Origin of the sequence: Acinetobacter sp. UBA6571 (genome assembly GCF_002434085.1) — a bacterium.
Taxonomy (GTDB): Bacteria; Pseudomonadota; Gammaproteobacteria; order Pseudomonadales; family Moraxellaceae; genus Acinetobacter; species Acinetobacter radioresistens.
Map to the genome: position 1 here is coordinate 58,793 of NZ_DJJJ01000055.1, position 23,102 is coordinate 81,894.

At 42.6% G+C, this 23,102-nt stretch carries 18 protein-coding genes; 7 read left to right on the top strand and 11 right to left on the bottom strand.

The annotated features are described in order from the left end of the window. Positions 1–238 precede the first annotated feature (238 nt). Entirely contained in the window at positions 239–745 is a 507-nt protein-coding gene (locus B3X18_RS10385; protein WP_005027286.1) for a hypothetical protein, read from the bottom strand. A 167-nt stretch (positions 746–912) separates the two neighbouring features. After that, complete coding sequence (locus tag B3X18_RS10390) at positions 913–1,908, bottom strand: NAD(P)H-quinone oxidoreductase (RefSeq protein WP_005405016.1); 996 nt, start codon at positions 1,906–1,908, stop codon at positions 913–915. A 305-nt stretch (positions 1,909–2,213) separates the two neighbouring features. Between B3X18_RS10390 and B3X18_RS10395 the strand changes: the two genes are divergently transcribed. Beyond that, a complete protein-coding gene (locus B3X18_RS10395) occupies positions 2,214–4,616 on the top strand; it encodes a glycerophosphodiester phosphodiesterase family protein (RefSeq protein WP_005405015.1) in 2,403 nt (800 codons plus the stop codon). Positions 4,617–4,805: 189 nt separating this feature from the next. On the opposite strand, the gene cysN is transcribed toward B3X18_RS10395, so the two are convergent. The 4 genes from cysN to lysS form a co-directional block, all read right to left on the bottom strand. Next, positions 4,806–6,419, bottom strand: a complete 1,614-nt coding sequence (gene cysN, locus B3X18_RS10400; protein ID WP_005405014.1) for a sulfate adenylyltransferase subunit CysN — start codon at positions 6,417–6,419, stop codon at positions 4,806–4,808. A gap of 20 nt (positions 6,420–6,439) precedes the next feature. Next, entirely contained in the window at positions 6,440–7,363 is a 924-nt protein-coding gene (gene cysD, locus B3X18_RS10405; protein WP_026443966.1) for a sulfate adenylyltransferase subunit CysD, read from the bottom strand. A gap of 257 nt (positions 7,364–7,620) precedes the next feature. Further along, the gene (locus B3X18_RS10410) at positions 7,621–9,075 is read right to left on the bottom strand and encodes a capsule assembly Wzi family protein (protein ID WP_026443967.1); all 1,455 of its coding nucleotides are present in this window, start codon (positions 9,073–9,075) and stop codon (positions 7,621–7,623) included. 153 nt (positions 9,076–9,228) lie between these two features. Continuing rightward, complete coding sequence (gene lysS / locus B3X18_RS10415) at positions 9,229–10,758, bottom strand: lysine--tRNA ligase (protein WP_005027297.1); 1,530 nt, start codon at positions 10,756–10,758, stop codon at positions 9,229–9,231. Between the two features lie 245 nt (positions 10,759–11,003). Between lysS and B3X18_RS10420 the strand changes: the two genes are divergently transcribed. Further along, complete coding sequence (locus B3X18_RS10420; RefSeq protein ID WP_005404380.1) at positions 11,004–11,513, top strand: YqiA/YcfP family alpha/beta fold hydrolase; 510 nt, start codon at positions 11,004–11,006, stop codon at positions 11,511–11,513. Positions 11,514–11,539: 26 nt separating this feature from the next. On the opposite strand, the gene B3X18_RS10425 is transcribed toward B3X18_RS10420, so the two are convergent. Continuing rightward, a complete protein-coding gene (locus B3X18_RS10425) occupies positions 11,540–12,082 on the bottom strand; it encodes an adenine phosphoribosyltransferase (RefSeq protein ID WP_005027299.1) in 543 nt (180 codons plus the stop codon). Positions 12,083–12,680: 598 nt separating this feature from the next. On the opposite strand from B3X18_RS10425, the gene rubA reads away from it, so the two are divergent. From rubA to oxyR, 4 genes are all read left to right on the top strand, one after another. Beyond that, on the top strand, positions 12,681–12,845 hold the full coding sequence (rubA, locus tag B3X18_RS10430) for a rubredoxin RubA (RefSeq protein ID WP_005019074.1): 165 nt from the start codon (positions 12,681–12,683) through the stop codon (positions 12,843–12,845). 70 nt (positions 12,846–12,915) lie between these two features. Beyond that, on the top strand, positions 12,916–14,094 hold the full coding sequence (locus B3X18_RS10435) for an NAD(P)/FAD-dependent oxidoreductase (protein WP_005027302.1): 1,179 nt from the start codon (positions 12,916–12,918) through the stop codon (positions 14,092–14,094). Between the two features lie 60 nt (positions 14,095–14,154). Continuing rightward, positions 14,155–15,099 (top strand): esterase EstB, encoded by a 945-nt coding sequence (gene estB, locus B3X18_RS10440; RefSeq protein ID WP_005019072.1) that lies wholly within the window; start codon positions 14,155–14,157, stop codon positions 15,097–15,099. A 6-nt stretch (positions 15,100–15,105) separates the two neighbouring features. Further along, the gene (oxyR, locus tag B3X18_RS10445) at positions 15,106–16,014 is read left to right on the top strand and encodes a LysR family transcriptional regulator OxyR (protein ID WP_005019070.1); all 909 of its coding nucleotides are present in this window, start codon (positions 15,106–15,108) and stop codon (positions 16,012–16,014) included. 56 nt (positions 16,015–16,070) lie between these two features. Here the strand turns inward: oxyR and ppk1 are convergent, their stop codons facing one another. Then, positions 16,071–18,149 carry a polyphosphate kinase 1 gene (gene ppk1 / locus B3X18_RS10450; protein ID WP_005019069.1) on the bottom strand — a complete coding sequence of 693 codons (2,079 nt, stop codon included), beginning with the start codon at positions 18,147–18,149 and terminating at the stop codon, positions 16,071–16,073. A gap of 109 nt (positions 18,150–18,258) precedes the next feature. Further along, positions 18,259–18,933, bottom strand: a complete 675-nt coding sequence (gene mtgA, locus B3X18_RS10455) for a monofunctional biosynthetic peptidoglycan transglycosylase (RefSeq protein ID WP_005019068.1) — start codon at positions 18,931–18,933, stop codon at positions 18,259–18,261. Positions 18,934–19,011: 78 nt separating this feature from the next. Between mtgA and B3X18_RS10460 the strand changes: the two genes are divergently transcribed. Then, positions 19,012–19,818, top strand: a complete 807-nt coding sequence (locus B3X18_RS10460; RefSeq protein WP_005027306.1) for a rhomboid family intramembrane serine protease — start codon at positions 19,012–19,014, stop codon at positions 19,816–19,818. Positions 19,819–19,845: 27 nt separating this feature from the next. Here B3X18_RS10460 and B3X18_RS10465 read toward each other — a convergent pair whose 3' ends face one another. Together B3X18_RS10465 and B3X18_RS10470 are read right to left on the bottom strand one after the other, a co-directional pair. Continuing rightward, positions 19,846–22,326, bottom strand: a complete 2,481-nt coding sequence (locus B3X18_RS10465; RefSeq protein ID WP_101161182.1) for an ABC transporter permease — start codon at positions 22,324–22,326, stop codon at positions 19,846–19,848. Further along, the gene (locus B3X18_RS10470) at positions 22,307–23,053 is read right to left on the bottom strand and encodes an ABC transporter ATP-binding protein (RefSeq protein WP_005027311.1); all 747 of its coding nucleotides are present in this window, start codon (positions 23,051–23,053) and stop codon (positions 22,307–22,309) included. Before B3X18_RS10470 ends, B3X18_RS10465 begins: the two co-directional genes overlap by 20 nt. Between the last annotated feature and the right edge of the window lie 49 nt (positions 23,054–23,102).

The window sequence follows — 23,102 nt, forward strand, 5'->3', positions numbered from 1 at the left end:
ATTTAAGCTTTACGGCTTGCTAGCTCATTTTTCTTGAGCTTAGTTGACATCATATAGCTATAAACTTAAGCAGTTGGCAAATTGGCTTAACCGCCTTAAAGCAATTAACTGGAAGTATATGATTTTCAGTTAACTGGCCGATTTAATTATGCAGTTTTTATAAATTATAAATAATTATAAAATCATATTCATAAGGACATTAAAAAAGAGCCAGCTGGCTCTTTTTACATGAAATGATTTATTGCAGATTCAGCAAAGTATCGAGTACTGCCTCATAATGAATCTGGATATCTTCTGATAAGATTTTATAGGCATTGTCAAACTGTACCATTGGCCAGCCTTCTTTCCAGAATGGAAAGATATTATGCAGGTCATGAGTCACCACTGCTTCTTCACGGGTAATTGCCTGAGCTACTTGTGCCAATACCTGAGCAGTTTGTGCCCCATCAATTGCCATATAATCGATTCCGTGTGCTTTAAGAATACGAATACGGTCTTTCTTATAGCGAATTTTTTTGGCCTGGGCCTCATTTAGGTTTAGTGCAAGGGTTACCGCTTCAACAAAATTATTTTCAAAAGCCTGATTCAGTGCAATCAGAGCATTCCGATGACTTTCCTGACGTCCAGCCTTGCCACCGGAACGAATGATTTCTTTTGCCTGTATATCTAAGGCATCATTTTTCATGGCATTTAGAATATCCAGTTTTTCAATATCGCTAAGCTGTTCGGAAGAGTGTTCAGTCATGGAAAGTCCTTGGACAATATACTAAACGCTTATTTTGACATAAAATGACTTCTGAAAATGTGATTTTAGATATGGGACCGTATTTAAATTCATGTTTCTCTCTATTTTAAATTTCATGGTGAGAAAAAACCGCCTAACGGGCGGCTTTTTAATAACAGAAATACAGATTAGAGTATTTCTACTACAACTTTGCCTACATGTTCGCCCGTATCCATTGCTGCATGAGCATCTTGTATCTGATCGAACTTAAAGGTCTGATAAATCATTGGCAAACACTCACCTTTTGCCAATAAAGGCCAGACATGCTGTTTTAGACCTTCAGCAATGGTGTGTTTTTCTGCAGTATTGCGTGCACGCATGGTCGAACCAGTAATAGTCAGACGTTTCATCATAATATGGCCAAGGTTTATTTCTTTGGCTTTACGTCCACCTAAAAAGGCCAGATAAACCAAACGACCATCTTTACGCAGCAGGTTCAAGTTACGTTCAAGATAGGGTGCCCCAACAATATCCAGTATCACATCTATACCGCTCTTGTCAGTCTTCTCAGTAATGTAGCTTTCAAAGTCTTGGGTTTTATAATTAATCGCATCTGTCAGATGCGCAATTGCTGCAACTTTTTCATCACTGCCGACTGTGGCGAAAGTTTTAATGCCTAGTGCCTTACATAACATTAAGGCTGTAGTACCAATACCACTGGTGCCACCATGAATCAGTACAGTTTCCCCGGCTTTGGCTTTACCCATCTGAAACAGGTTAGCCCAAACCGTAAAAAATGTTTCTGGAATAGCAGCAGCCTGAACTAGGCTGACTCCTTCTGGAACTATTAGAGTCTGGGTTTCAGGTACTACACAATATTCGGCATAGCCACCACCATTGGTGAGTCCACAGACCGGATCACCTACTTTAAACTGAGTTACGTCTTTACCTACTGCTTCGACCACACCAGCCACTTCCAGACCAGGAACCGGAGTGACCCCTGCAGGCATCGGATAAAGTCCCTGACGTTGCAGGATATCTGGCCGGTTAATTCCGAAAGCATGAACCTTGACTAAAACTTCATCAGCTTTTGGTACTGGAATAGCAACACTTTCATAGGCCAGCTTTTCTGGGCCGCCCGGTTCAGTAATAATGACCTGTTGCATGGTGGTTTGCTGTGACATGATCTTTCCCTATCTGTTACTGTTCAAGTTTCTAGCTGCTATTTGAACATATAAATTTGCCACAATGAAGCTTAGCCGGATTTATGTATACATTTAAACAGCAACCGGCAGATTACCGGTTTTCACTCCACTTATTTACATTCCCCGCATAAAACATTAGCTATCAGCATACTTGTGTCTCATCCATATGAAATTAATAAAACTTTAATATGTAAGAATTTTTTAAATAACTGCTGAATCCATCTACTTGTCATTTTAGTGCTCTAGCCTTCTGGCCCGAACTATAACTAAAACTGAGGTTACTCATGAAATTTGCCAAGTTGAGCTTTACTATCTTGCTGGTTCTGGGCCTTGTCGCCTGTAATGATGATCACGACTCAAGTGGAAATAACGGCTCGAATGATACGCCAGTAGTGACTCCTCCAGCTCCAACCCCCACTAACCCAAGTGAAGAAGTACCACAACCCAAAATTTACATTGATGAAACTTTTGACCAGCTGACCGCTCTTCCGGCAGGCTGGATTGCCCCTAAAGCAAATGCAGGAAAAGTTTATATAGAAAATGGCAGCCTATTTATTGATGGCCGGGCTAATGATACCCAGATGACTTCGGTTATCTTGCCTGAAGAATTTCATAAATTACGCGACTATCGGATCGATATTGAGTTTAGCTATCCTGAAAAAAATAATGCTACCCGCTGGGGCAGTATTATGTATCGTGCAGCTGATGCTTTAAGTGAACCGGCATTTACACCTTATTACCAGTTTGCAATCCGTGCCGAGGCAACTGGAGCAAGTGGTGTAGAACTGGCATTACGACAGCCTACCAATGCCTGGAATGTGTTACAAAAAGGGGCCTATAAAGAAAATATCGAAGGTGATAGAACCTATAAAGCCACGGTAGTCGTATCCGGCAACCGGGTACGCCATTATCTGGATAATAATCTGATCCACGATACCACTTTACCTTACAACCTGAATCAGGGCGGAATAGGACTCTCGACTGCGGGTCTCTTGATGCGGGTAGATAGTATCAAGGTTACCCAACAGTTGGATGCCTTGCCTGAATCAAATAAAGTTACGCCTATAGCCGAGCAGAGCCTGCCGGTTTCTATGGCACCCACTTTGATTCAGCCCGCCTCAACTCAAGGAGTGATTTCAAATGCTGTAAGCCAAGTTTATTATCAGCTGGACGATCAGTTAAATATTCTTGATACATCCAATAAAAAAATCACTTCTCTAAAAGATTATTTAAGTGATCCTAAACGTAACACCATGCCCCTGTTCAGCATTAAAAACGAGTCAACAATTGAACATTTAAAGGTATTTTCAGATTCAGTTGATATTGCAGACATTACGTTAAGTTCAGACAACGTTGAGCTACTACGTAAAGCCCGTATCAGCCTGCCCACAGTACGGACTGCACTGGATTATTCAAAACAGCTAAACCTGACCAATAGCGTAAAAGATATTGTCACTATTACTCATAACACCAATACGGCTTTGGCAAAAATTATAATTTTACCTGAGCAGCTTGTGAATGATATCACTGTTAGCCATTTACAACGGTTATTGCTTACACCGTGGGCTTATAGCACCACTACTGATCCGGTAAAGGCTGCCAGGATTCTTACAAGTGGGGTTAATGGAATTATTGCTACCTCTCCTGATGTATTTCAGAACATCATGAAAAGTATGAAACCAAATACTCTGCTTCGCAAACCGCTTATTACCGGTCACCGTGGTATACCGGCACTTGATGATGAAAATACTCTAGAAGGTGCATTAAAGGCCGTTGAAGTAGGAGCAGATGCAGTTGAAAACGATATCTATCTGACTACTGACGGTCATATTGTCATTATGCATGATGGGTCAGCGAAACGGACAACTGGGGTAGACCGTAATATTGAAGATATGACATTAGCTGAAGTACGTCAGCTTCGTACACTAGGCTATAACCGTACTGTACCTACTTTAGAGGAATTTCTGGACGCTGTAAAACCTCATAAGAATGTAATGCATTTTATTGAAATCAAGAGTTCTAAACCAGAAATTGTACCTGCATTAAAAGCTTTGTTAGATAAACATGATGTTTATGATCAAGTCGTGGTGATCAGTTTTAATGGGCCTCAACTTTTAAAGATGAAAAATATTTTACCAGGTGTATCTACCGGTTTTCTAACTAACACTCCTACCGCAGAAAGCGATATAGTCAATACACGTCGTATCCTAGATGCAACGCAGCAGTATTCCTCTACCTTTAATCCATCCTATAATGGGTTGTCTACCAATTTAATGAATATGGCCAAAGACCGGGGTGTAACATTCTGGCCATGGACTTTCCGTACAAATAAGGCCGATTTCAACCGGATGTATATTGCAGGAACCCATGGTTTAACCACTGACTACGCTCATGATGCATCAGACTTTGTGGTAAAACTCAAAGTCCCTGCTCAGGTTAATGCCAGTATTGGTAAGCCTGTCAGTATTCAGGGTGAAAAGATTACGCAGAAAGGCCAAGTTAGCAATATTACTTTTAGTCAGATGCTGCTATTACCTACTTCCGGAAAATACAGCCAGAATGCGCAAGGGCAACTAAGTTTCTCTGAGAAAGGTACAGCTTACGTTATGCCGAGCTATACCTATAATATTGACACAACCAGTCAATATACAATTTATGCGCCACCTGTACAGGTAAATGTTCAGTAATCTTTTTTTTAAATTAAAAACCAGACTGGTTCGCCGGTTTGGTTTTTCTGATGTATAAGTAAAAGTAATCAAATTAGAAATCCATCGATTAAAATAAAAGTTTTCAACACGGAAATTTAATATTTTTATAAGTATGCTTTTAATAAAAAAACCCGCCATTAAGACGGGTTTTTTTAAAATAGTTGAGTCTTATAGACGAACTAATTCGACAATTTTATCAGCCAGATCTTCAACCGTATCTAAATTGAGCTTAACATCAGCACCTTCTGTAATATCTGTAATCACTACAATACCTGTTTCACGTAACAGGATTGCCTGCTCTGCCGTTAAGCCAACCTTAGCAAGTGCAACTATGCCCTGCTGCATGAGTAGACTTTCCAGCCCTTGAGCATGTTCAAGTACTTGTGTATTTACACTCACAACCGCAGGTTTTTGACCTAAACGTGCAGCACGGTCTTCTGCAGTAACTGGCTTGCCATTGGCATTCCACTCAACGGCAGATTCAACCATACCTGCGCCAACTGTCACATTGCTCAGACGGTCAATAAAAATAAATGCACCGGTATAGCGGCTGTCCTGGTAACGGTCAAAGACTACAGGTGCATCAAATTCCACTGTTACATTGGCAATTGCATTAAGTTCAAGCTGTTCTACCTGAGTTTGCTCAAGCGTATTCACATTGACGCGGTAATTAATCTCGGTGACTTTGGCTGGAACAGTTTGTGTGCCTAGCTTAATATTATAAAGCTTGCCTTTTACAAGAGGCTGATCAGTCATCCATACGACGGTAGCACGTACAGAACGTGAGATTTCTGGCTGGTCACCTGCTTTAACAATCAGGTTACCGCGAGAAATATCAATCTCATCATTCAAGGTTAAAGTGACTGCCTGCCCTGCAACTGCCTGCTCAAGATTACCATCATAGGTCACGATTTCTTTGACTGTTGATCGTTTACCTGATGGTAAGGCAATGATTTCATCACCCACATTTACCGTGCCTAATGCAATCGTACCAGCAAATCCACGAAAATCCAGATTTGGACGGTTTACGTACTGCACTGGAAAACGGAATTCCTGCTTAGCAGAATTACGGTTGATCTCTACATTTTCCAGCGTCGCCATCAGGGTCTGGCCCTTATACCATGGGGTATTGGCTGATGGATTGACTACATTGTCACCATTTAATGCTGAAATCGGCGTAAAGATAATATTAGCCGGTTTACGGTCGCCCAGCTGATTAACAAAATCATTGTACTCAGCCTGGATCTCGTTAAAACGGGCTTCAGAAAAGTCTACCAAGTCCATTTTGTTAATGGCAACAATAATATTTTTAATACCTAACAGGCTGGCGATATAGCTGTGACGGCGGGTTTGGGTCTGTACCCCATAACGTGCATCAATCAGAATAATGGCAAGGTCACAGGTTGAGGCTCCGGTTGCCATATTCCGAGTATACTGCTCATGTCCCGGTGTATCGGCAATAATGAATTTGCGCTTTTCTGTTGAGAAATAACGGTAAGCGACATCAATCGTAATGCCCTGCTCGCGTTCTGCTTGTAAACCGTCAACCAGAAGAGCCAGATCCGGTGCATCCCCTGTAGTGCCGACTTTTTTACTGTCGCGGGTTACTGCCTGTAACTGATCTTCATAGATCAGCTTTGAATCAAATAATAAGCGGCCAATTAAGGTACTTTTACCATCGTCAACATTACCACACGTCAAAAAACGTAGAAGGTCTTTTTGCTCGTGCTGTTTAAGGTAAGCCAGAATATCCTGGCTAATCAGTTCAGACTGATGAGACATACATCACGCTCCACAAATTTTTAGAAATAACCTTCTTGCTTTTTCTTTTCCATCGACCCTGCTTCATCATGGTCAATCATGCGACCCTGACGTTCGGAGCTGGTGGTTAAAAGCATTTCCTGAATGATATCCGGCAAGGTTGCTGCTGTAGATTCCACAGCCCCTGTAAGCGGATAACAGCCTAATGTACGGAAACGTACAGATTTCATTTGTGGAACTTCGCCTTCTTTCAGACGCATACGCTCATCATCTACCATAATCAGTGTACCATCACGTTCTACCACTGGACGTACAGCAGAGAAATACAAAGGTACAAGTTCTATATTTTCAAGGAAAATATATTGCCAGATATCAAGCTCGGTCCAGTTTGATAAAGGAAAGACACGAATACTTTCACCTTTATTTACTTTACCGTTATAAATATTCCAGAGTTCTGGTCGCTGGTTTTTTGGGTCCCAGCGGTGTTTAGAATCACGGAATGAATAGACGCGTTCTTTAGCACGTGATTTTTCTTCATCACGACGTGCACCGCCAAAAGCTGCATCAAACTGGTATTTGTCCAAAGCTTGCTTTAAACCTTGGGTCTTCATGATATCAGTATATTTTGAGCTGCCTTGATCAAACGGATTGATTCCGGCATCGTGGCCTTCTTTATTCTGATGAACAATCAGATCCAGACCCAGTTTCTTCGCCATCTCATCACGGAACTTGATCATGGCACGGAATTTCCAGCCGGTATCTACATGCAGTAACGGAAAAGGAAGCTTAGCTGGATAAAATGCTTTCATAGCCAGATGAAGCATTACCGCAGAATCTTTACCAATAGAATACAACATCACCGGATTTTCAAATTCGGCAGCAACTTCACGAATAATGTGAATGCTTTCAGCTTCAAGCTGTTTTAGATGTGTAAGTCTTTCCTCAGTTGGAGGAACGATTGCCATAACAACTCCGGATGTCTATCTTGATTAAAACTTGGATCGATGCTTATTACGCATCTGACGAACTATATTCATTATAGTGATTTGCCAGTCTGGGCTATTGCTTCTTTTGTGATATGTATATTCTTGGTTTTCATATAAGAAGTTATAAATTGTGCATTAAATAAAACCTATACAATGAACTAACTGGGTTCATCAGTTATTTAGAATAGCGAACAATAAAAAAGCCTGCATTTAGCAGGCTTTTCTTTTAGACACAACTAGCGAAATGCTGCCCAAGCACGATCCAACGGAAACTCGATTCCGACTGATACACCGGCATCATTACCATTCGCATCTGAATCACTTAGCCAGCCATTCAGTTTTAAAGGAATATCAGGCTGCATATAATGGGTCCAGGTTAAATCGACTGCCTTAATTTCATCATCCTGTGCAAAAGCTAAATTATTTTTCGCACTTCGTTCAGATTGATTAACTTTTGCAACCAGGGCGCGTCCACTTAAACGGTTCATAATATCAAAGCGAATATCTCCACCAATAGAGACCATTTGAGCATCGCCTCCCAATGCGTGTCCTAAAGGATAGCCATGCTGATAGTAACCGTCAGTATAAGTACTATGAGTATAAGAAACACCTCGAACCTCGCCGTTGGTTCGAGTATCTGCCCACTCGGCATAAAGTTGAAATGGCAGGTTTTTATAGACAGATGAGTAGTCTACACCAGCTAAATACATTTTCTTTGATGGCAAGCCTCCAGCTTCATCCTCACCCACATACTGACCGTAAATACCTACCGGTGTATTTAAAAGTGGTATAAGATTCAGACGTGCATCAAATCCTGCAAGCTGGTTAGAAGGATCAGGCTCACCTGTTCCCCCATTATCTTTATTACCAACGAAAGCATCCCAAAGCGAACTTAAACTTTCTGGACGGCCCTCTCCTCCCCACTGGATCATTCGGGATGCCCCCAATTCGAGATAAGGTAAAGGCTGAGCTGTCAGACGCAGTCCAATCAGTTTCGCATCTGGTACTGCAGAGTAATCATCAAGTTGACCTGCGAACGCCTGATACTGCCAAGGCCCAATCCATGAAAGTAATGGTGTTTCAAAAGAATCTTGTACTGCACGCTGAGCAGTAACACCAATAACAGGACGACTAGCATCACCACGAATCAGACTGCCATCATGTCCTGGTCCCCACCAGCTTGGGATCTGACCGGCAATTACCCACTGATTCCAGAGTTTACCAGCAATATAGGAACCTTCGACATTAATATCCTGTCCATTGTCAATTTGCGGATCTTTCTCTGCATTCACCCGGACTTTCGCATCCCAGTTTTCTCCTCCTGCATTGAATTCAAGCGCGGCCTGATACTGGGCTTTCTGTTTGTCGCCGAAAGCTTGTGGTAGAACCTTCTGGTCAGTTTCAGCAAATAGCCCGGCTTTTAGCATATTATTGTCAGCTTTTAGAGTATTGAGTACAGAATCAATTACTTTTTGCTGAGTAGTATTTTTGATATTAGCTTGTGCAAGAGCGCGTTGAATTTCATCTCCACTCAGCGGCCAAGTTGAAGTACTGATCTGAATTACACCTTGTTGGTTTAACCAGTTCAGATCAGTACGCAAATCTTGGTTATTGAGGACCAGACCTTGTGCCCAGACAGGAGAAGACAGGACCGATAAAAGGGAAAGGCCCAAAACTTTTTTTAAAAACATTGTAGTGTCATGCTCAGGTGTAATTATTGTTACCAACCTTAAAGATTTCGTTTAGGTTTTTCAACATTGTAAATTCGGCTATTTACATATCTATAACTAAATCTTGGAATATAAAAAAGCCTGCATTCAGCAGGCTTCTCTTTATTTTAGTAATCAGACATCTTTACGACGCATGTGTGGGAATAAAATTACATCACGAATACTTGGCGCATCTGCAAAAATCATTACCAGACGGTCAATACCAATTCCCTCTCCGGCGGTTGGTGGCAGACCATATTCTAAAGCTTCAATGAACTCTGCATCATAGTGCATTGCTTCATCATCACCTGCATCTTTCTCTTCAACCTGAGCCTGAAAACGCTCTGCCTGATCAATCGGGTCATTCAGCTCTGAAAAGCCATTGGCAAGTTCACGACCACCGATAAAAAATTCGAAACGGTCTGTAATATGGGGGTTATCATTATTACGGCGTGCCAATGGAGAGGTTTCTGCCGGGTACTCAGTAATAAAAGTCGGCTGGCGCAGTTTGGTTTCTACTGTTTCTTCAAAAACGATTGTTTGCAGCTTACCTAAACCAAAACCAGCTTTCACCTGTTCTTTAAGTTCTTCCCGAACAAATTTTGCCAAGAATTCCCGGTCATTAACATTTTCTGGTGTAAATTCCGGATTATGCTCAAGAATGGCATCAAACATCGAGATTTTCTTGTATGGCCCTTTGAAGTTAAAAACTTCTCCCTGATAAGGCACATCGGTTGTTCCCAGAATATCGAGCGCCAGTTTTTCTAGCATATTCTCGGTCAGTTGCATCAGGTCTTTATAATCTGCATAAGCCTGATAAAACTCGATCATAGTAAATTCCGGATTATGTCGGGTCGATACCCCTTCATTACGAAAGTTACGGTTAATCTCAAATACTCGTTCAAAGCCGCCCACAACCAAACGTTTTAGGTAAAGCTCAGGCGCAATACGCAGAAAGAGTGGCATATCCAGCGCATTATGGTGAGTTTCAAACGGACGTGCTGAAGCACCACCAGGAATGACATGCATCATCGGCGTCTCAACTTCCATGAAACGTTCACTGTTCAGGTAACTACGGATGCCTGCAACAACTTTGGCACGAATTTCAAATGTTTTACGGGTTTCTTCGTTAACAATTAAATCCAGATAACGTTTACGATACTTAACTTCAGTATCGTTTAAACCATGAAACTTATCAGGCAATGGACGGAGCGATTTGGTGAGTAATTCAAAATGTTCGATATGAACATAAAGATCTCCTTTACCTGAACGCCCAATGTAACCTTGTACAGCAATAATATCACCAAGGTCCAAGCCCTTAATGCTTGCAAGAGTCTGTTCATCTAATTCTTTACGTGCAACATAAAGCTGAATACGGCCAGTCATATCCTGAATGACAATGAAGGAGCCACGATTCAGCATCACGCGCCCTGCTACAGACACATAAACTTTTTCACCAGCTTCAATTTCTTCTTTGGTTTTGCCAGCAAAAAGATTCTGTAGATCCTGCGCATAATGTTCACGTTTAAATGTATTTGGCCAAGGACTCTTACCAGTCTCTTCGGCCTGCTCTTTGATCTGTTTTAGTTTGGCATGACGCTGTGCAATTAAATCGTTTTCGGAAATAGTGTGTTCAGAAGTCGATTGAGCGTTATGTTGCGTCATCTCTGCCTCGATTCAAGTATAAAAAGAAGTCACATAGCATAGCAGATTGGTTACATTTTTCGTATGCCTTGCATCACGCTAAAGCAAAATAATTTCATCAATGCATTTTACTTAGACTTTGATCTAATCTAGACCAATAGCTAACAGCCAAGCGACAGGCGCAAAATTAAACTACCTACCGGAAGGGACAAGAAAAGATAACGGATATCTTGGATATTTCTGGATAGCGATTTGAAGTAAATTAAATGAATAAGTGCACATTAAAGATATTATTTATGCATGGGCTGGATTCCTCACGGGAATCTACCAAGTTCCATGCACTTCAGTCAGAAAATAAATGCTGTATTACAGTGGACTATCGTAATCTGAATTATCAGACAGTTGCTCACTTTTATCAGGAAATAATCCAGAAAATTCAGCCTGATGTGCTGGTAGGACATAGCCTGGGTGCGTACTGGGCATTAAAGATGTCGGCCTTATTCAAGCTACCGGCACTGGTTGCCAATCCCAGTTTGAAACCACAATTCCGGACAGATTATCCATCTATTAATGAGACAGATCTGGATTCTGATGCACCCAAAATTGCATATCTTGAACTGGGTGATGAAGAGCTGAATATGCTGGAAGCACAAGAATATCTGGAACAGTTTATGCTAGTTGAAGCAGTAGAAGGCGGTTGTCACCGCCTGTCTAATCCGGATAATTTAAATCAGCTGTTGCATCATCTGGAGAACCATTTTTTGCAACCTATCTGAATTATCCGGCTTTATAAGAATAAATTTTAGGCGACTTGTGCTTCAGGCTGGGTACGTTCATCCAGAACAGACCAGATATTAACCCCTAAATCACTATGTAAATCTGGCAGGTCAAGTAAAATACTTGCTCCAAGAATATGATGCTGACATTTTTCAGCAAGCTGTTTTACAGCTTTTAAAGTACCGCCTGTAGCCAGCACGTCATCAACAATAATAACTTTCTGTGGTGCAATACCATCAGCCATTTCCAGACGGTCTACGCCATACTCAAGACTATAACCAACACCCACTACTGGAGGCGGCAATTTGCCAGCTTTACGCACCAGTAATAAACCTTTATTTAAACGCTGGGCTAAAAGACTGGCCAAAACAAAACCACGTGCTTCTACCGCCAGGAAACTGTCGACTTCATTTAGCGCTTCAGCCGGAATGCTAGCAATTAAAGCATCTGTTAAAGCGGCAATATTCTGCATGAATAAAGGTGTCAGGTCGTAAAAACATATACCAGGCTTAGGGAAATCTTGTACCGTGCGGATATGAGTCCACAATGTTGTATGCAAACTGGTCATGGGAGAGGATCTGAAAAAACGAAAAAGAATGCATGAATTTTATGCTTTTATTCAGGTTATAGCCAGTTATCTAATGCAGAGTATTCAGTAATCAAAAAAATAAAAAATATAAGTGTCTGAATTTAATTAATTTTAATTAAAGGTATTTCTAAATAAAATTTTACCTATCTTTAAAATAAATGAATCATCGCTGCCCAGCTAGTAGACTATGGTCTTATTATCTACGCTTCTGCTTTTTTAGTCTCATGTCTGTTATCAGATATTTTATTAAAAATAATGAATGATCCTATATTTGATATTTGATATTTGATATTTGATAATTTTTAAAACAATTAATATTTTTATATCCTTAGAGATTCAGTCATTTAGGAATAGATAGTACAAAATATTGCCTGTTTGCCCCTCCTTTTGACCTACTCTGCCATTACCTCAGTTTTCAAACTGGTTAAACTCCGGTATTTGCTTTACTTTGACTGCTGAACAGCGTAAAAATATATGGCAAGATGAACATTCCTGAATGTTTATAATTTTAAAGATTTAACAATAGCTGCTTGTTTTTCCTGCCAGGTCTTTTGGCCCAGCAGTTTTGGAGATACAGATGAAGAAGTACCAATGCATCGTTTGTGGTTGGATTTATGACGAAGCTCAAGGTTGGCCACAAGATGGCATCGCACCGGGAACAAAATGGGAAGATATTCCGGATGACTGGACCTGCCCGGATTGTGGGGTATCTAAAGCAGATTTCGAGATGATCGAAGTTTAAATAATACTAAGACCATGCCCGACATGGTCTTTTTTACATCGAGCATAATTTATTGAACATGGAGAAAAATATGGACCCTATCGTCATTATCGGCTCAGGGATGGCAGGCTATACCCTTGCACGGGAGTTCCGTAAATTAAATACTGAACAGGAACTTGTGATGATTTGTGCCGATGATGCAGTAAATTATGCTAAACCGACTCTTTCAAACGCCTTGGCAGGTAATAAATCACCTGAACAGATTCCATTGGGTGATGCACAGAAAATGGCGGCCCAGCTCAATATGCAGATTGAGACCTTTACTTGGGTAAAAGAAATTCATCCTGAGCAGCATGAACTGCTCATTGAAAAAGATCAGCAGTCCCGAAAGCAGAAATATTCCAAGCTGATTCTGGCCGTTGGGGCTAATCCGGTTCGCCTGAATATTGCCGGGAACGCCAGTGAAGATATTCATGTCGTAAATTCATTAATCGACTACCGTACATTCCGTGAAAATCTGTCATCGCGTAAAGATAAGCGTGTTGTGATTTTAGGTGCGGGTCTAATTGGCTGTGAATTTGCCAATGACTTGCAGCATACCGGACACGGCGTTACTGTGATTGATCTGTCCTCACAACCGCTTGGCCGTTTATTACCTCAGCATGTGGCCAGTTCATTCCAGCATAAACTGGAACAGGCCGGTATCAAGTTTGTGTTTAATACTACTGTAGAGCAGGTTAATAAAATTGAAAATGATGACTATGTTGTGAGTCTTGCAAATGGAAAAGTATTGGAGGCTGATATCGTGCTTTCTGCAATTGGCTTGCAGCCAAACCTTGAACTGGCGAAAGCAGCCCAGATTCAGACCAGTCGCGGTATAGTTACAAATGGCCTGCTGGAAACCAGTCAGCCTGATATTTATGCCGTAGGTGACTGTGCCGAGGTAAATGGAACCCTGCTCCCTTATGTCATGCCGATTATGCAACAGGCACGGGCTCTGGCTAAAACCTTAAATGGCGAGCATACTCACGTCCATTATCCGGCTATGCCCGTTGCAGTAAAAACTCCGGCTGCCCCTCTTACTGTTCTTCCTGCCCCTTTAGATATTGAAGTCTCCTGGGAAAATGAAGAGCTTGAAGATGGTCTGATTGCCAAAGCTGTAGATGCTTCAGGAACATTACGCGGTTTTGTTTTACTTGGTCCAACAGCAGGCAAGCAGCGCCTGAACCTGGCAAAACAGGTCCCTGACTTGATTCCGCCTCAAGTTTAGCGCATAAATAAGCAGAGTGATTTTCAGTCAATACCGCTGTTTCGGGAGATAAGTGGTTTTATGAATAGTAATTTTCAACTTAAAGCTTCACCTTATTCTTCTTTTATGCATGAAACTCGGGTCGATTTAGGCAACGGAATCGAACTTCATGTAGAGATTGGCGGTAAACCTGAACATCCAACTATTTTGTTAATTATGGGACTAGGTGCGCAGCTTTTATATTGGCCGGATTTCTTTTGTAAATCATTAATTGACCAGGGTTATCGGGTAATTCGTTTTGACAATCGTGATATTGGACTTTCATCAAAGATACGTCATAAAGGACCACGTTTAAATACTTTTAAGCTGATGGGACGTTTTGCGCTTGGTCTACAGAATCAGGGAGCACCTTATACCCTCTATGACATGGCTGATGATGTAGCTTTACTGCTTGAAAGAATGGGGCTGGAAAAAACCTATGTTATCGGTGCTTCAATGGGTGGTATGATTGCGCAGATTCTTGCAGCACGCTATCCGGATAAGGTCGAAAAGTTAGGCTTGATGTTTACCAGCAATAATCAGCCTTTGCTTCCCCCTCCTTTTCCAAAACAGCTGTTTAGCCTGATTGGCAAGCCTGAAAGCAATGATGAAGAAGGAATTATTAGTCATAGTTTGAAGTTATTTGAGATTATAGGATCTCCCGGCTATATTAATCAGGTTGAAGCCATACAGAGTGCACGTAAACTATATCAACGGAGTTATTATCCAGCGGGTGTACTTCAACAGTTTTTAGCAATATTATGTACAGGTTCATTGCTAAAGCTGGATAAACAGATCCATCAGCCCACATTAGTGATCCATGGATCACGTGATCGTTTACTTCCACCGAGCCACGGCAAAGCTGTTGCGAAAGCAATCCCAGGCGCTAAGTTTGAATTGATTCATGGAATGGGGCATGATATTCCGCCGCATTTTATTCCTAAACTTAGCAGTTTATTTGCTCATCATTTTAATCATACACATTAGGACACTATGGCTGCATTACCCTCTTTAAGACAGCTGTCATATCTTGTAACACTGTCTGAAACGTTGCATTTCACTGAAGCAGCGCGCCGTTCATTCGTAACCCAGTCCACTTTATCGGGCGGAATTATGGAGCTGGAACGTTTGCTTGGTGGGGTTCTGGTAGAACGTGACCGCCAGAATGTACGTTTAACTCCCCTGGGTGAACAGGTGGTCGCACGAGCGCGTGTATTGCTGGCCGATGCTCAGGATTTAATGCGTTTAAGCCGTGAAATGAGCGAGCCGTTGACTGGTGACCTGCATCTGGGCATTATCCCAACCATGGCACCTTTTCTATTGTCACAGCTACTTGAAGAAGTGCATAAACAGTTACCCAAGATTCAGCTACATCTGCATGAAGCTCAAAGCGAGAAAATTGTAGAAAAGCTTGAACATGGTAATCTGGATATGGTTGCTCTGGCTCTACCGTTTGATACCCGTAATTTGAAAGTGGCTGAAATCGCAAAAGAAGATTTGTATCTGGTTTATCATAAGGCTGACCAGAAAGCAGCCAATGCAAACAGTCTGCAAGATCTGGATCTGTCGCGACTGATGCTGCTTGAAGAAGGCCACTGCTTACGTGACCATGCTTTGAGCGCCTGCCCGATTGGTGAGCGTAAAAATGATAGTCGCCTGAAAGCCAGCTCATTACCTACATTGGTAGAAATGGTATCTTCTAACTTGGGCTTTACTCTGCTTCCTGAAATTGCCATTCATAATAATATGATTAAGTGCAATGAAGAGTTGATGGTGAAATCGATTGAGGCGGCGCCAAACCGTACGCTTGCACTGGTTACCCGTAAAAGTACGCCATTACAGAGCGAGTTCGACGTCCTGTTACAGATTTTTCAGAAAATCAGCAGTGAGTTACAAGCTTAGGCTCATGTCTGATCATTTTATTTAGTGTAAAAAGGAGCCTTAAGGCTCCTTTTTTATCATGATTGAAAAATCTCCAGTAGCGTCTGCTGGGCATTGTAAGGTACCTCACCTTCAGCCAGCTGGGCACGATGCCACTGCCCGTTGCCCTGTAATATCCATGCCTGCTGGTTATCTTTAAGATAGGTTGCCAGCCCCTGTTCATAGATACGTTTTTTCAATGCTGGATCTTCGATAGGGAAACAGGCTTCTACCCGATTAAATAAATTGCGGTCCATCCAGTCGGCACTGGAACAGTAAATACGCGGATTGCCATTGTTTGAGAAATAATAAACCCGTGTATGCTCCAGAAAACGACCTACAATAGAACGGACCTGAATATTCTCCGAAAGGCCTGGCAGTCCCGGACGCAGGCAGCAGATAGAGCGAATAATCAGATCGATCTTGACCCCAGCCTGTGAAGCCTCATACAGTTTGTTAATCAGCTGCATTTCAGTTAAGGCATTGACCTTTACGATAATACGGGCTTTTTTCCCGGCTTTGGCATTAGCAATTTCTTCTTCAATATAGTGAATCAACTGCTGATGAAGTGTAAATGGGGCATGCAGCAGCTTTTTCAGCTTGGCCATTTTACCCATTCCAGTTAATTCTTGGAAAATACGGTGTACATCTTCACAAAGCTCTTTGTCAGTGGTCATCAGGCCATAGTCAGTATAAATCCGTGCATTGGCTGCATGGTAGTTACCTGTACCCAGATGTACATAACGCACCAGTTTGTTGTTTTCACGGCGGATAACCAGAATCATTTTGGCATGAGTTTTATAGCCTACAATGCCGTATACCACTACCGCACCTGCCTCCTGCAGGACATTGGCTACCTCAATATTGGACTCTTCATCAAAACGGGCACGCAGCTCGATCACTGCGGTTACTTCTTTGCCATTACGTGCAGCTTCTGCCAGAACCTGTACAATTTCAGAATCCGGTCCAGAACGGTATAGAGTCTGCTTGATGGCCAATACCTGCGGATCTCGCGCTGCTTCACGCAGCAGATTAATTACCGGTGCAAAAGATTCAAATGGATGGTGCAGTAAAATGTCCTGTTTCTGCATGGCAGAGAAAATATTTTCTGATTTTTTTAGGACTTTAGGAATTATCGGGGTATGCGAGTTATAGCGTAGATGAGGACGTTTAAAGTTTGACAGCAGCCGGGCCAGATTGACCGGACCATCCACTTTATATAACTGCTCCTCATCCAGATCAAACTCATTTAGCAGGTACTCATAAATATGTTGTGGACAGTTTTCAGTTACCTCCAGACGTACTGCACGGCCAAACCGTCGCGAGCTTAATTCGCCTTTAAGAGCTTTAGCCAGATCTTCCACATCCTCATTGAGTGCCAGATCGGCATTTCGGGTCACACGGAACTGGTAACAGCCGGTAGCTGTCATACCGGGGAACAGGTCTGAAACGTGTTCGTGAATAATCGCAGACAGCATGACATGATGCTCTTTACCACCAGTCAGTTCATCGGGTAAGCGAACTACACGCGGTAATGAACGGGGGGCAGGAACAACAGCCAGATCAATCTGCCGGCCAAACGCATCTTTACCTTCCAAGGTGACAATAAAATTTAAGCTTTTATTTACCAGTCTTGGGAATGGATGCGCTGGATCTAAACTGATAGGTGTAAGTACTGGAGCAACCTGCTCCTGAAAATACTTTTTGACCCAGGCGGATTGGGCAGGTGTTAAATCACCACGGCGCAGAAAACAGATATCTTCTTCACGCAGCTTGGGTAAAATTTCCTGATTTAATATCCGGTATTGGCGGGCAATGGCCTCATGTGCAGTTTTGGAAATGCTTTCCAGGACCTGTTTGGGAGTTAAACCGTCAGGACTGCGGCTTTCATTTCCCAAGTACAGCTGCTCCATAACTCCAGCAACACGGATTTCAAAAAACTCATCCATATTACGGGAAAAAATCAGCAGAAAATTCATACGCTCCAGCAAGGGATGTATCGGGTCAACAGCCTGTTCCAGTACCCGCAGGTGAAAGTCCAGAATGGACAGTTCACGGTTAATGTAGCGGTCATTATATGTATATTCTGAAGGACTGGCTGGAACTATACTATTCATGCTGCAACCTATACGAATGAGAACTGATATATTTCATTCAAGTATGCGTTAAAATTTTGACAATTTCATAAAAAAAAGCCCAAAAAATGGGCTTATCTTTAAAAAATTATTAAGGAATATGGCTATAACGCATATATTTACTGATCATACGCTTGCGGTACTGTAATTTCCGGTCATTCCGGTTTTCATCATAGTATTTCGGATTTGGTAAAAGTGCAGCCAGAAAAGCGGCCTGTTCACGGCTTAGACTATGCGAGCTTTTACCAAAGTAATGCTGGGTCGCAGCTTCTACCCCATAGATATTTTCCCCGAACTCAACCGAATTCATATAAACTTCTAAAATACGCTGTTTGGTCCACATACGCTCCATCATCCAGGTCGCGATAGCCTCCTGACCTTTACGTAAAAAAGAGCGTTTATTGTATAAAAACAGATTTTTAGCAAGCTGCTGGGAGATAGTCGAACCACCGGCCACCACTTGCCCCTTTTCTCCGTTACGTTCAATAGCGTGTTGGATGCCATCCCAGTCAAATCCATGATGCTGAAGAAATTTGCCATCTTCTGCAGCGACAATTGCATGTTTAAAGTAATCGCTGATCTGGTCATAGTCACGCCACTCATGCTGGATAGGCTGACTTCGATCTGCCCAGTAATCTAGTCGCATAAACATGGTGGTTTCAACCGGATGGGTACGCCACCACACCAGACTGCTAAAAATCCAGAGTTGTACTAAAAGAAACAGACTGACAAGAATTAACAAAGTGCGAACAATAATAGCTTTCATGTCAGAGAGTTACTCCTGTATTCATTTTTTTTCGTGTTAAGCTGTCTTCGACCATATCGTATCTGTTTTTAAAAAAGCATGTCGAACTATTCACCTTTTCCGGTTCAATCCAATACGCAGCTTTGGTGGTGTACAGCGCTTCTGATTGCAATCAATGTCGGGTTGTTCGCCTGGCAGATTTTCGCTGGTGTTGATATTACCCAGCCTGAGATCATTGATGCAATCCGCTGGGGTGCTGATTATGCACCTTTAACCTATTTAGAGGAACCTCAACGGCTATTCACCAGCATGTTTTTTCATTTTGGTCTGATCCATCTTATGTTAAACATGTGGGCCCTCTATATCTTTGGCAGTGTGGCTGAACAGCTGTTTGGACGGTCCTATTTTATAGGTTTATATGTACTGGCCGGTCTTATGGGAAGTCTGCTCAGCGGCTATATTGATGTTCAAAATACATATAGCCTGCTGAATCAGTTTGAACCCGAGCTATTGCCACGTGTAGGTGCAGGCGCATCGGGCGCAGTCATGGGTCTGGGGGCAGCCTTGGCTATACTATCTTTATTACCAGTACTGCCCCGACAGCAGTTTATTCTGGACCGAAAATCCTTATTACTGGTTATGGGGCTTAATCTGGGCATGGGTTTTATGATTAGTGGCATTAATAACGCAGCCCATATCGGCGGCATGTTGATGGGTATACTGTTAGCACTGCTCTGGTATCTCAGCCAGCGTTTACGTGTCAGCGTTATAGGGGGAATGGCTGGCCTATTGATAGGTGCAGCATGCTGTCTGGCCTTGTATCAGTATAATCTGGAGCAGATACAGCAGATTCAGCCCCTCTGGCAGGAAATTTTAAGCCAGATGAAAAACCAGCTTGGCTTTTAAACCAGGCTGGCATTTATCTAAAAACTTTTACTGATTAATCGAGCGCAGACTCTCTAATGGTGGAATATCACAGAGATAGCTCAAGCGATATCGGCCAATGATGGCACATACGACTGTCATGACAAGTGGTAGAAATAGCCAGATTTCAGCATGTAACTGTATCGGCAACTCCATACGGTAACTGGCAATTGCACTGATCACCTCTGCAAACAGACAAGCGACCGCTCCGGAAATAAAACCGATTAATCCAATTTCCAGACTCAGCATCTGTTTTAATTTATGTTTTGAACTGCCAAAAGAACGTAATAGCGCAACTTCCTGCTTACGTTCGTCCATCAGTAGGTTTAGACATGCCAGCAGTACCAGAAAACCGGAGATACTCACCAGTACTGCCAGTACAGTAATAATCTGTACCAGAACATTTACCAGCTGTTTAACCTGTTCCAGAATCATACTGACATCAATAAAAACCGTATTCGGAAATTGTTGAATCAGATTAACCAGTTTAGGCCTGTCTTCTTCAGGTACATAAAAACTGCCCAGATAACTGCCTGCATTTTCATCTATTGTGTCTGGTGAAAAAATAAAGAAGAAATTAGGACTGAAACTTTCCCACTCAACGGTTCTCAGATTAATGACCCGGGCTTTTAACAGGCCTTCTGGCAAACTAAAACCCAGCTCGTCCCCGACCCTGATTCCTAACTCTTCTGCTGTTTTTGCTTCAACTGAAACCTGTCCAATCCGGCTAAATGAAGCAGCTCCCTCAATAATCCGGTTATCTGCCGGATATTGCTTTGTCTGGGTAAGATTAAGTTCACGTTGCAAGGAGTTACTTTTCTGAATAAGTTCACTTGAGAAAGGCTGACCATTTTTCTCAGTCAAACGTCCCCGGATATTTGGATAAAGTGCTGTTCCAGCCCAACCATTTTGTCGAACCTGTTGCTGAAATGGTTCAAGGTCAAAAGGAGGCAAGCCATAAACGAACTGGTTCGGTGTATCTACAGGGAGTTGCTGCTGCCAGCGCTCCAGCATATCGGTACGCAATACGGCCAGCACCGTGATCAGGCTTAAACCCAAGGCCAGCGCTGTTATTTGCAAAGCAGTCTGATAGGGTGTACGTACATAAGCTGAAATCCGGCCTTTTGCTGCTTTTAATATTTTCAAAATAAGCCAGACTAAGCCGTAAAGTACTGTACATAACAGGATAATCGCCAGCATTACCCATGCCGTCAGTCGCAGATTTTCTGTGAGTACCACACTAAAGATCACCAGACTTAATAGCCCGGTGGAAAGCATGACCAGAATAGAGATAACCGATTTTTCCTGCTGACGAATCACCCGAATAGGGGGCGTATTCAAGAGTTGCCATAAGCTTGGTCCGATAAAACCCAACAACACAATGGCACTGGTAAACATGGCTACAGGCAACGGGCCCTGTAGCATGGCCAGTGCCGAAAACTGGATGTTCAAATTAGGGATGAGCTGCAGCATCAACTGAAGCAAGCCATAACCAAGTCCAATTCCCAGTATTGCGCCAAAACTGATGGCAATCAGCATGATAATCACCAGCAGTATAAGATAAGCCCATAAAATACTATGTTTGGAAGCACCCAGACAGCGCAGCAGCGCCAGATGGTCCTGGTTTTGCATGACATAGCGTTGGCTAGTGAGCGCGATAGCAATACCGCAGAGTAAAATGGTAAGAATATTTGCCAGTTGCAAAAAGGTATCCAGATTCTCAAGCGGTTTCATCAGACGTGTATTGGCTTCACCCGCATTACGCAACTGCAGGCTGGTAGTTTCCCCTGCCTGTTCTGTATCAATTTTATTTTTCTGCTTTTGTCCGGTGAGCTGTTCAAAACCTTTTTCAAAAGCTTGTACCTGTTGCGGTGATCCGGCCATCAATAAACGGTACTGTACCCGGCTACCCACCTGAATAGCTTCTGTACGTGCGATATCTTGCTGGTGAATAATGACAGTGGGTGAAAATCCCGAAAATCCTAATTCCTGATTGCTGTCTTTAACAATTTTTGCTGCAACGTTAAAACTGCCATCTGCAATCTGGATCTGGTCACCTACTTTTACCTTTAATAGTTCCAAGGCACGTGGGCTAAGCCAGACTTCTCCCGGATTGGGAGTTTGAGCAGCAGAGGTACTCTGCAGTTCTCCTCTCAAAGGAAAGGCCTGATCTATGGCCTTAACATTAACCATAACAAACTGGTCATCCGTATGGACCATTGAGCTAAATACAGTAACCTTTGACTGTGCCAAACCCAGCTGCCGGGCCTGCTGGAACCATTTTTGCTCGAGCGGCGCGGTATCACTTAGCACCAGATCAGCGGCAAGCATTTCCGCTGCCTGTAAGGCAACCGCCTGCTGTACCTGCTGATTACTGAATTTAACTGCGGTTGTGGCACTGATGGCCAGAACCAGTGCAATGATCAACAGATAGATACCACTGCTACGAAAGCTCTGTGTTAATAGCGGTTTAAGCACCGGACTTAACATGGGTATCTCCTGAAGTCTTTTCAATCAGATGGCCATTCACCAGTTCGAAGTGACGCTGGCACTGTCGGGCAAGTTCAGGGTCGTGAGTAACCAGTACCAGTGTAGTGCCCAGTTCATGGTTCAGTTCAAACAGTAACTGCTCAATTTCTTCAGCTGTCTGTCCGTCGAGGTTGCCTGTTGGCTCATCGGCAAAAATGATCGCAGGCTCACTGATGAGTGCCCGTGCAATGGCAACACGTTGCTGCTCGCCGCCCGAAAGTACTTTTGGAGTCTGACCGGCCTGTCGCTCAAGCCCTACCCTTTTCAGAAGTTTTAAAGCCCTTTGTTCAGCTGTCTGGTAATGGAAGTCTGGCTGTAACCTGAGTGGTAACATCACATTCTCGACAGCAGTTAAGGCTGGCAATAACTGAAAAGACTGAAAAATAAAGCCAATGTATTTCAGGCGCACCTGAGCACGCTGCTCTTCATTTAACCGATGAACTTCTTCTTCGCAGATAATCAGTTCACCAGAACTGGCCTGATCCAGTGTTGCCAGAATACCCAGCAATGTCGATTTACCCGAACCAGAGCGACCTGTAATAGCCACCTGCTCTCCCGGCATAATCTGTAAATTAACCTCTTTTAGAATTGTTAAATTTTGATGCGGCAGTTGGATGCTTTGTGTGATCTGCTGGGCAGAAATAATCGGTTGTGGCATGATGGAAGATCGCAAATTGGCCTGATTCATAAAATTCCTGATATGCAAAATCGAAAATTGTGGTCTTTAATTCTTAAAC

Excerpts from the sequence above, each read along its gene's own strand:
- B3X18_RS10385 (WP_005027286.1), bottom strand. The coding sequence starts at position 745 with ATGACTGAACACTCTTCCGAACAGCTTAGCGATATTGAAAAACTGGAT.
- B3X18_RS10390 (WP_005405016.1), bottom strand. The coding sequence starts at position 1,908 with ATGTCACAGCAAACCACCATGCAACAGGTCATTATTACTGAACCGGGC.
- B3X18_RS10395 (WP_005405015.1), top strand. The coding sequence starts at position 2,214 with ATGAAATTTGCCAAGTTGAGCTTTACTATCTTGCTGGTTCTGGGCCTT.
- cysN (WP_005405014.1), bottom strand. The coding sequence starts at position 6,419 with ATGTCTCATCAGTCTGAACTGATTAGCCAGGATATTCTGGCTTACCTT.
- cysD (WP_026443966.1), bottom strand. The coding sequence starts at position 7,363 with ATGGCAATCGTTCCTCCAACTGAGGAAAGACTTACACATCTAAAACAG.
- B3X18_RS10410 (WP_026443967.1), bottom strand. The coding sequence starts at position 9,075 with ATGTTTTTAAAAAAAGTTTTGGGCCTTTCCCTTTTATCGGTCCTGTCT.
- lysS (WP_005027297.1), bottom strand. The coding sequence starts at position 10,758 with ATGACGCAACATAACGCTCAATCGACTTCTGAACACACTATTTCCGAA.
- B3X18_RS10420 (WP_005404380.1), top strand. The coding sequence starts at position 11,004 with ATGAATAAGTGCACATTAAAGATATTATTTATGCATGGGCTGGATTCC.
- B3X18_RS10425 (WP_005027299.1), bottom strand. The coding sequence starts at position 12,082 with ATGACCAGTTTGCATACAACATTGTGGACTCATATCCGCACGGTACAA.
- rubA (WP_005019074.1), top strand. The coding sequence starts at position 12,681 with ATGAAGAAGTACCAATGCATCGTTTGTGGTTGGATTTATGACGAAGCT.
- B3X18_RS10435 (WP_005027302.1), top strand. The coding sequence starts at position 12,916 with ATGGACCCTATCGTCATTATCGGCTCAGGGATGGCAGGCTATACCCTT.
- estB (WP_005019072.1), top strand. The coding sequence starts at position 14,155 with ATGAATAGTAATTTTCAACTTAAAGCTTCACCTTATTCTTCTTTTATG.
- oxyR (WP_005019070.1), top strand. The coding sequence starts at position 15,106 with ATGGCTGCATTACCCTCTTTAAGACAGCTGTCATATCTTGTAACACTG.
- ppk1 (WP_005019069.1), bottom strand. The coding sequence starts at position 18,149 with ATGAATAGTATAGTTCCAGCCAGTCCTTCAGAATATACATATAATGAC.
- mtgA (WP_005019068.1), bottom strand. The coding sequence starts at position 18,933 with ATGAAAGCTATTATTGTTCGCACTTTGTTAATTCTTGTCAGTCTGTTT.
- B3X18_RS10460 (WP_005027306.1), top strand. The coding sequence starts at position 19,012 with ATGTCGAACTATTCACCTTTTCCGGTTCAATCCAATACGCAGCTTTGG.
- B3X18_RS10465 (WP_101161182.1), bottom strand. The coding sequence starts at position 22,326 with ATGTTAAGTCCGGTGCTTAAACCGCTATTAACACAGAGCTTTCGTAGC.
- B3X18_RS10470 (WP_005027311.1), bottom strand. The coding sequence starts at position 23,053 with ATGAATCAGGCCAATTTGCGATCTTCCATCATGCCACAACCGATTATT.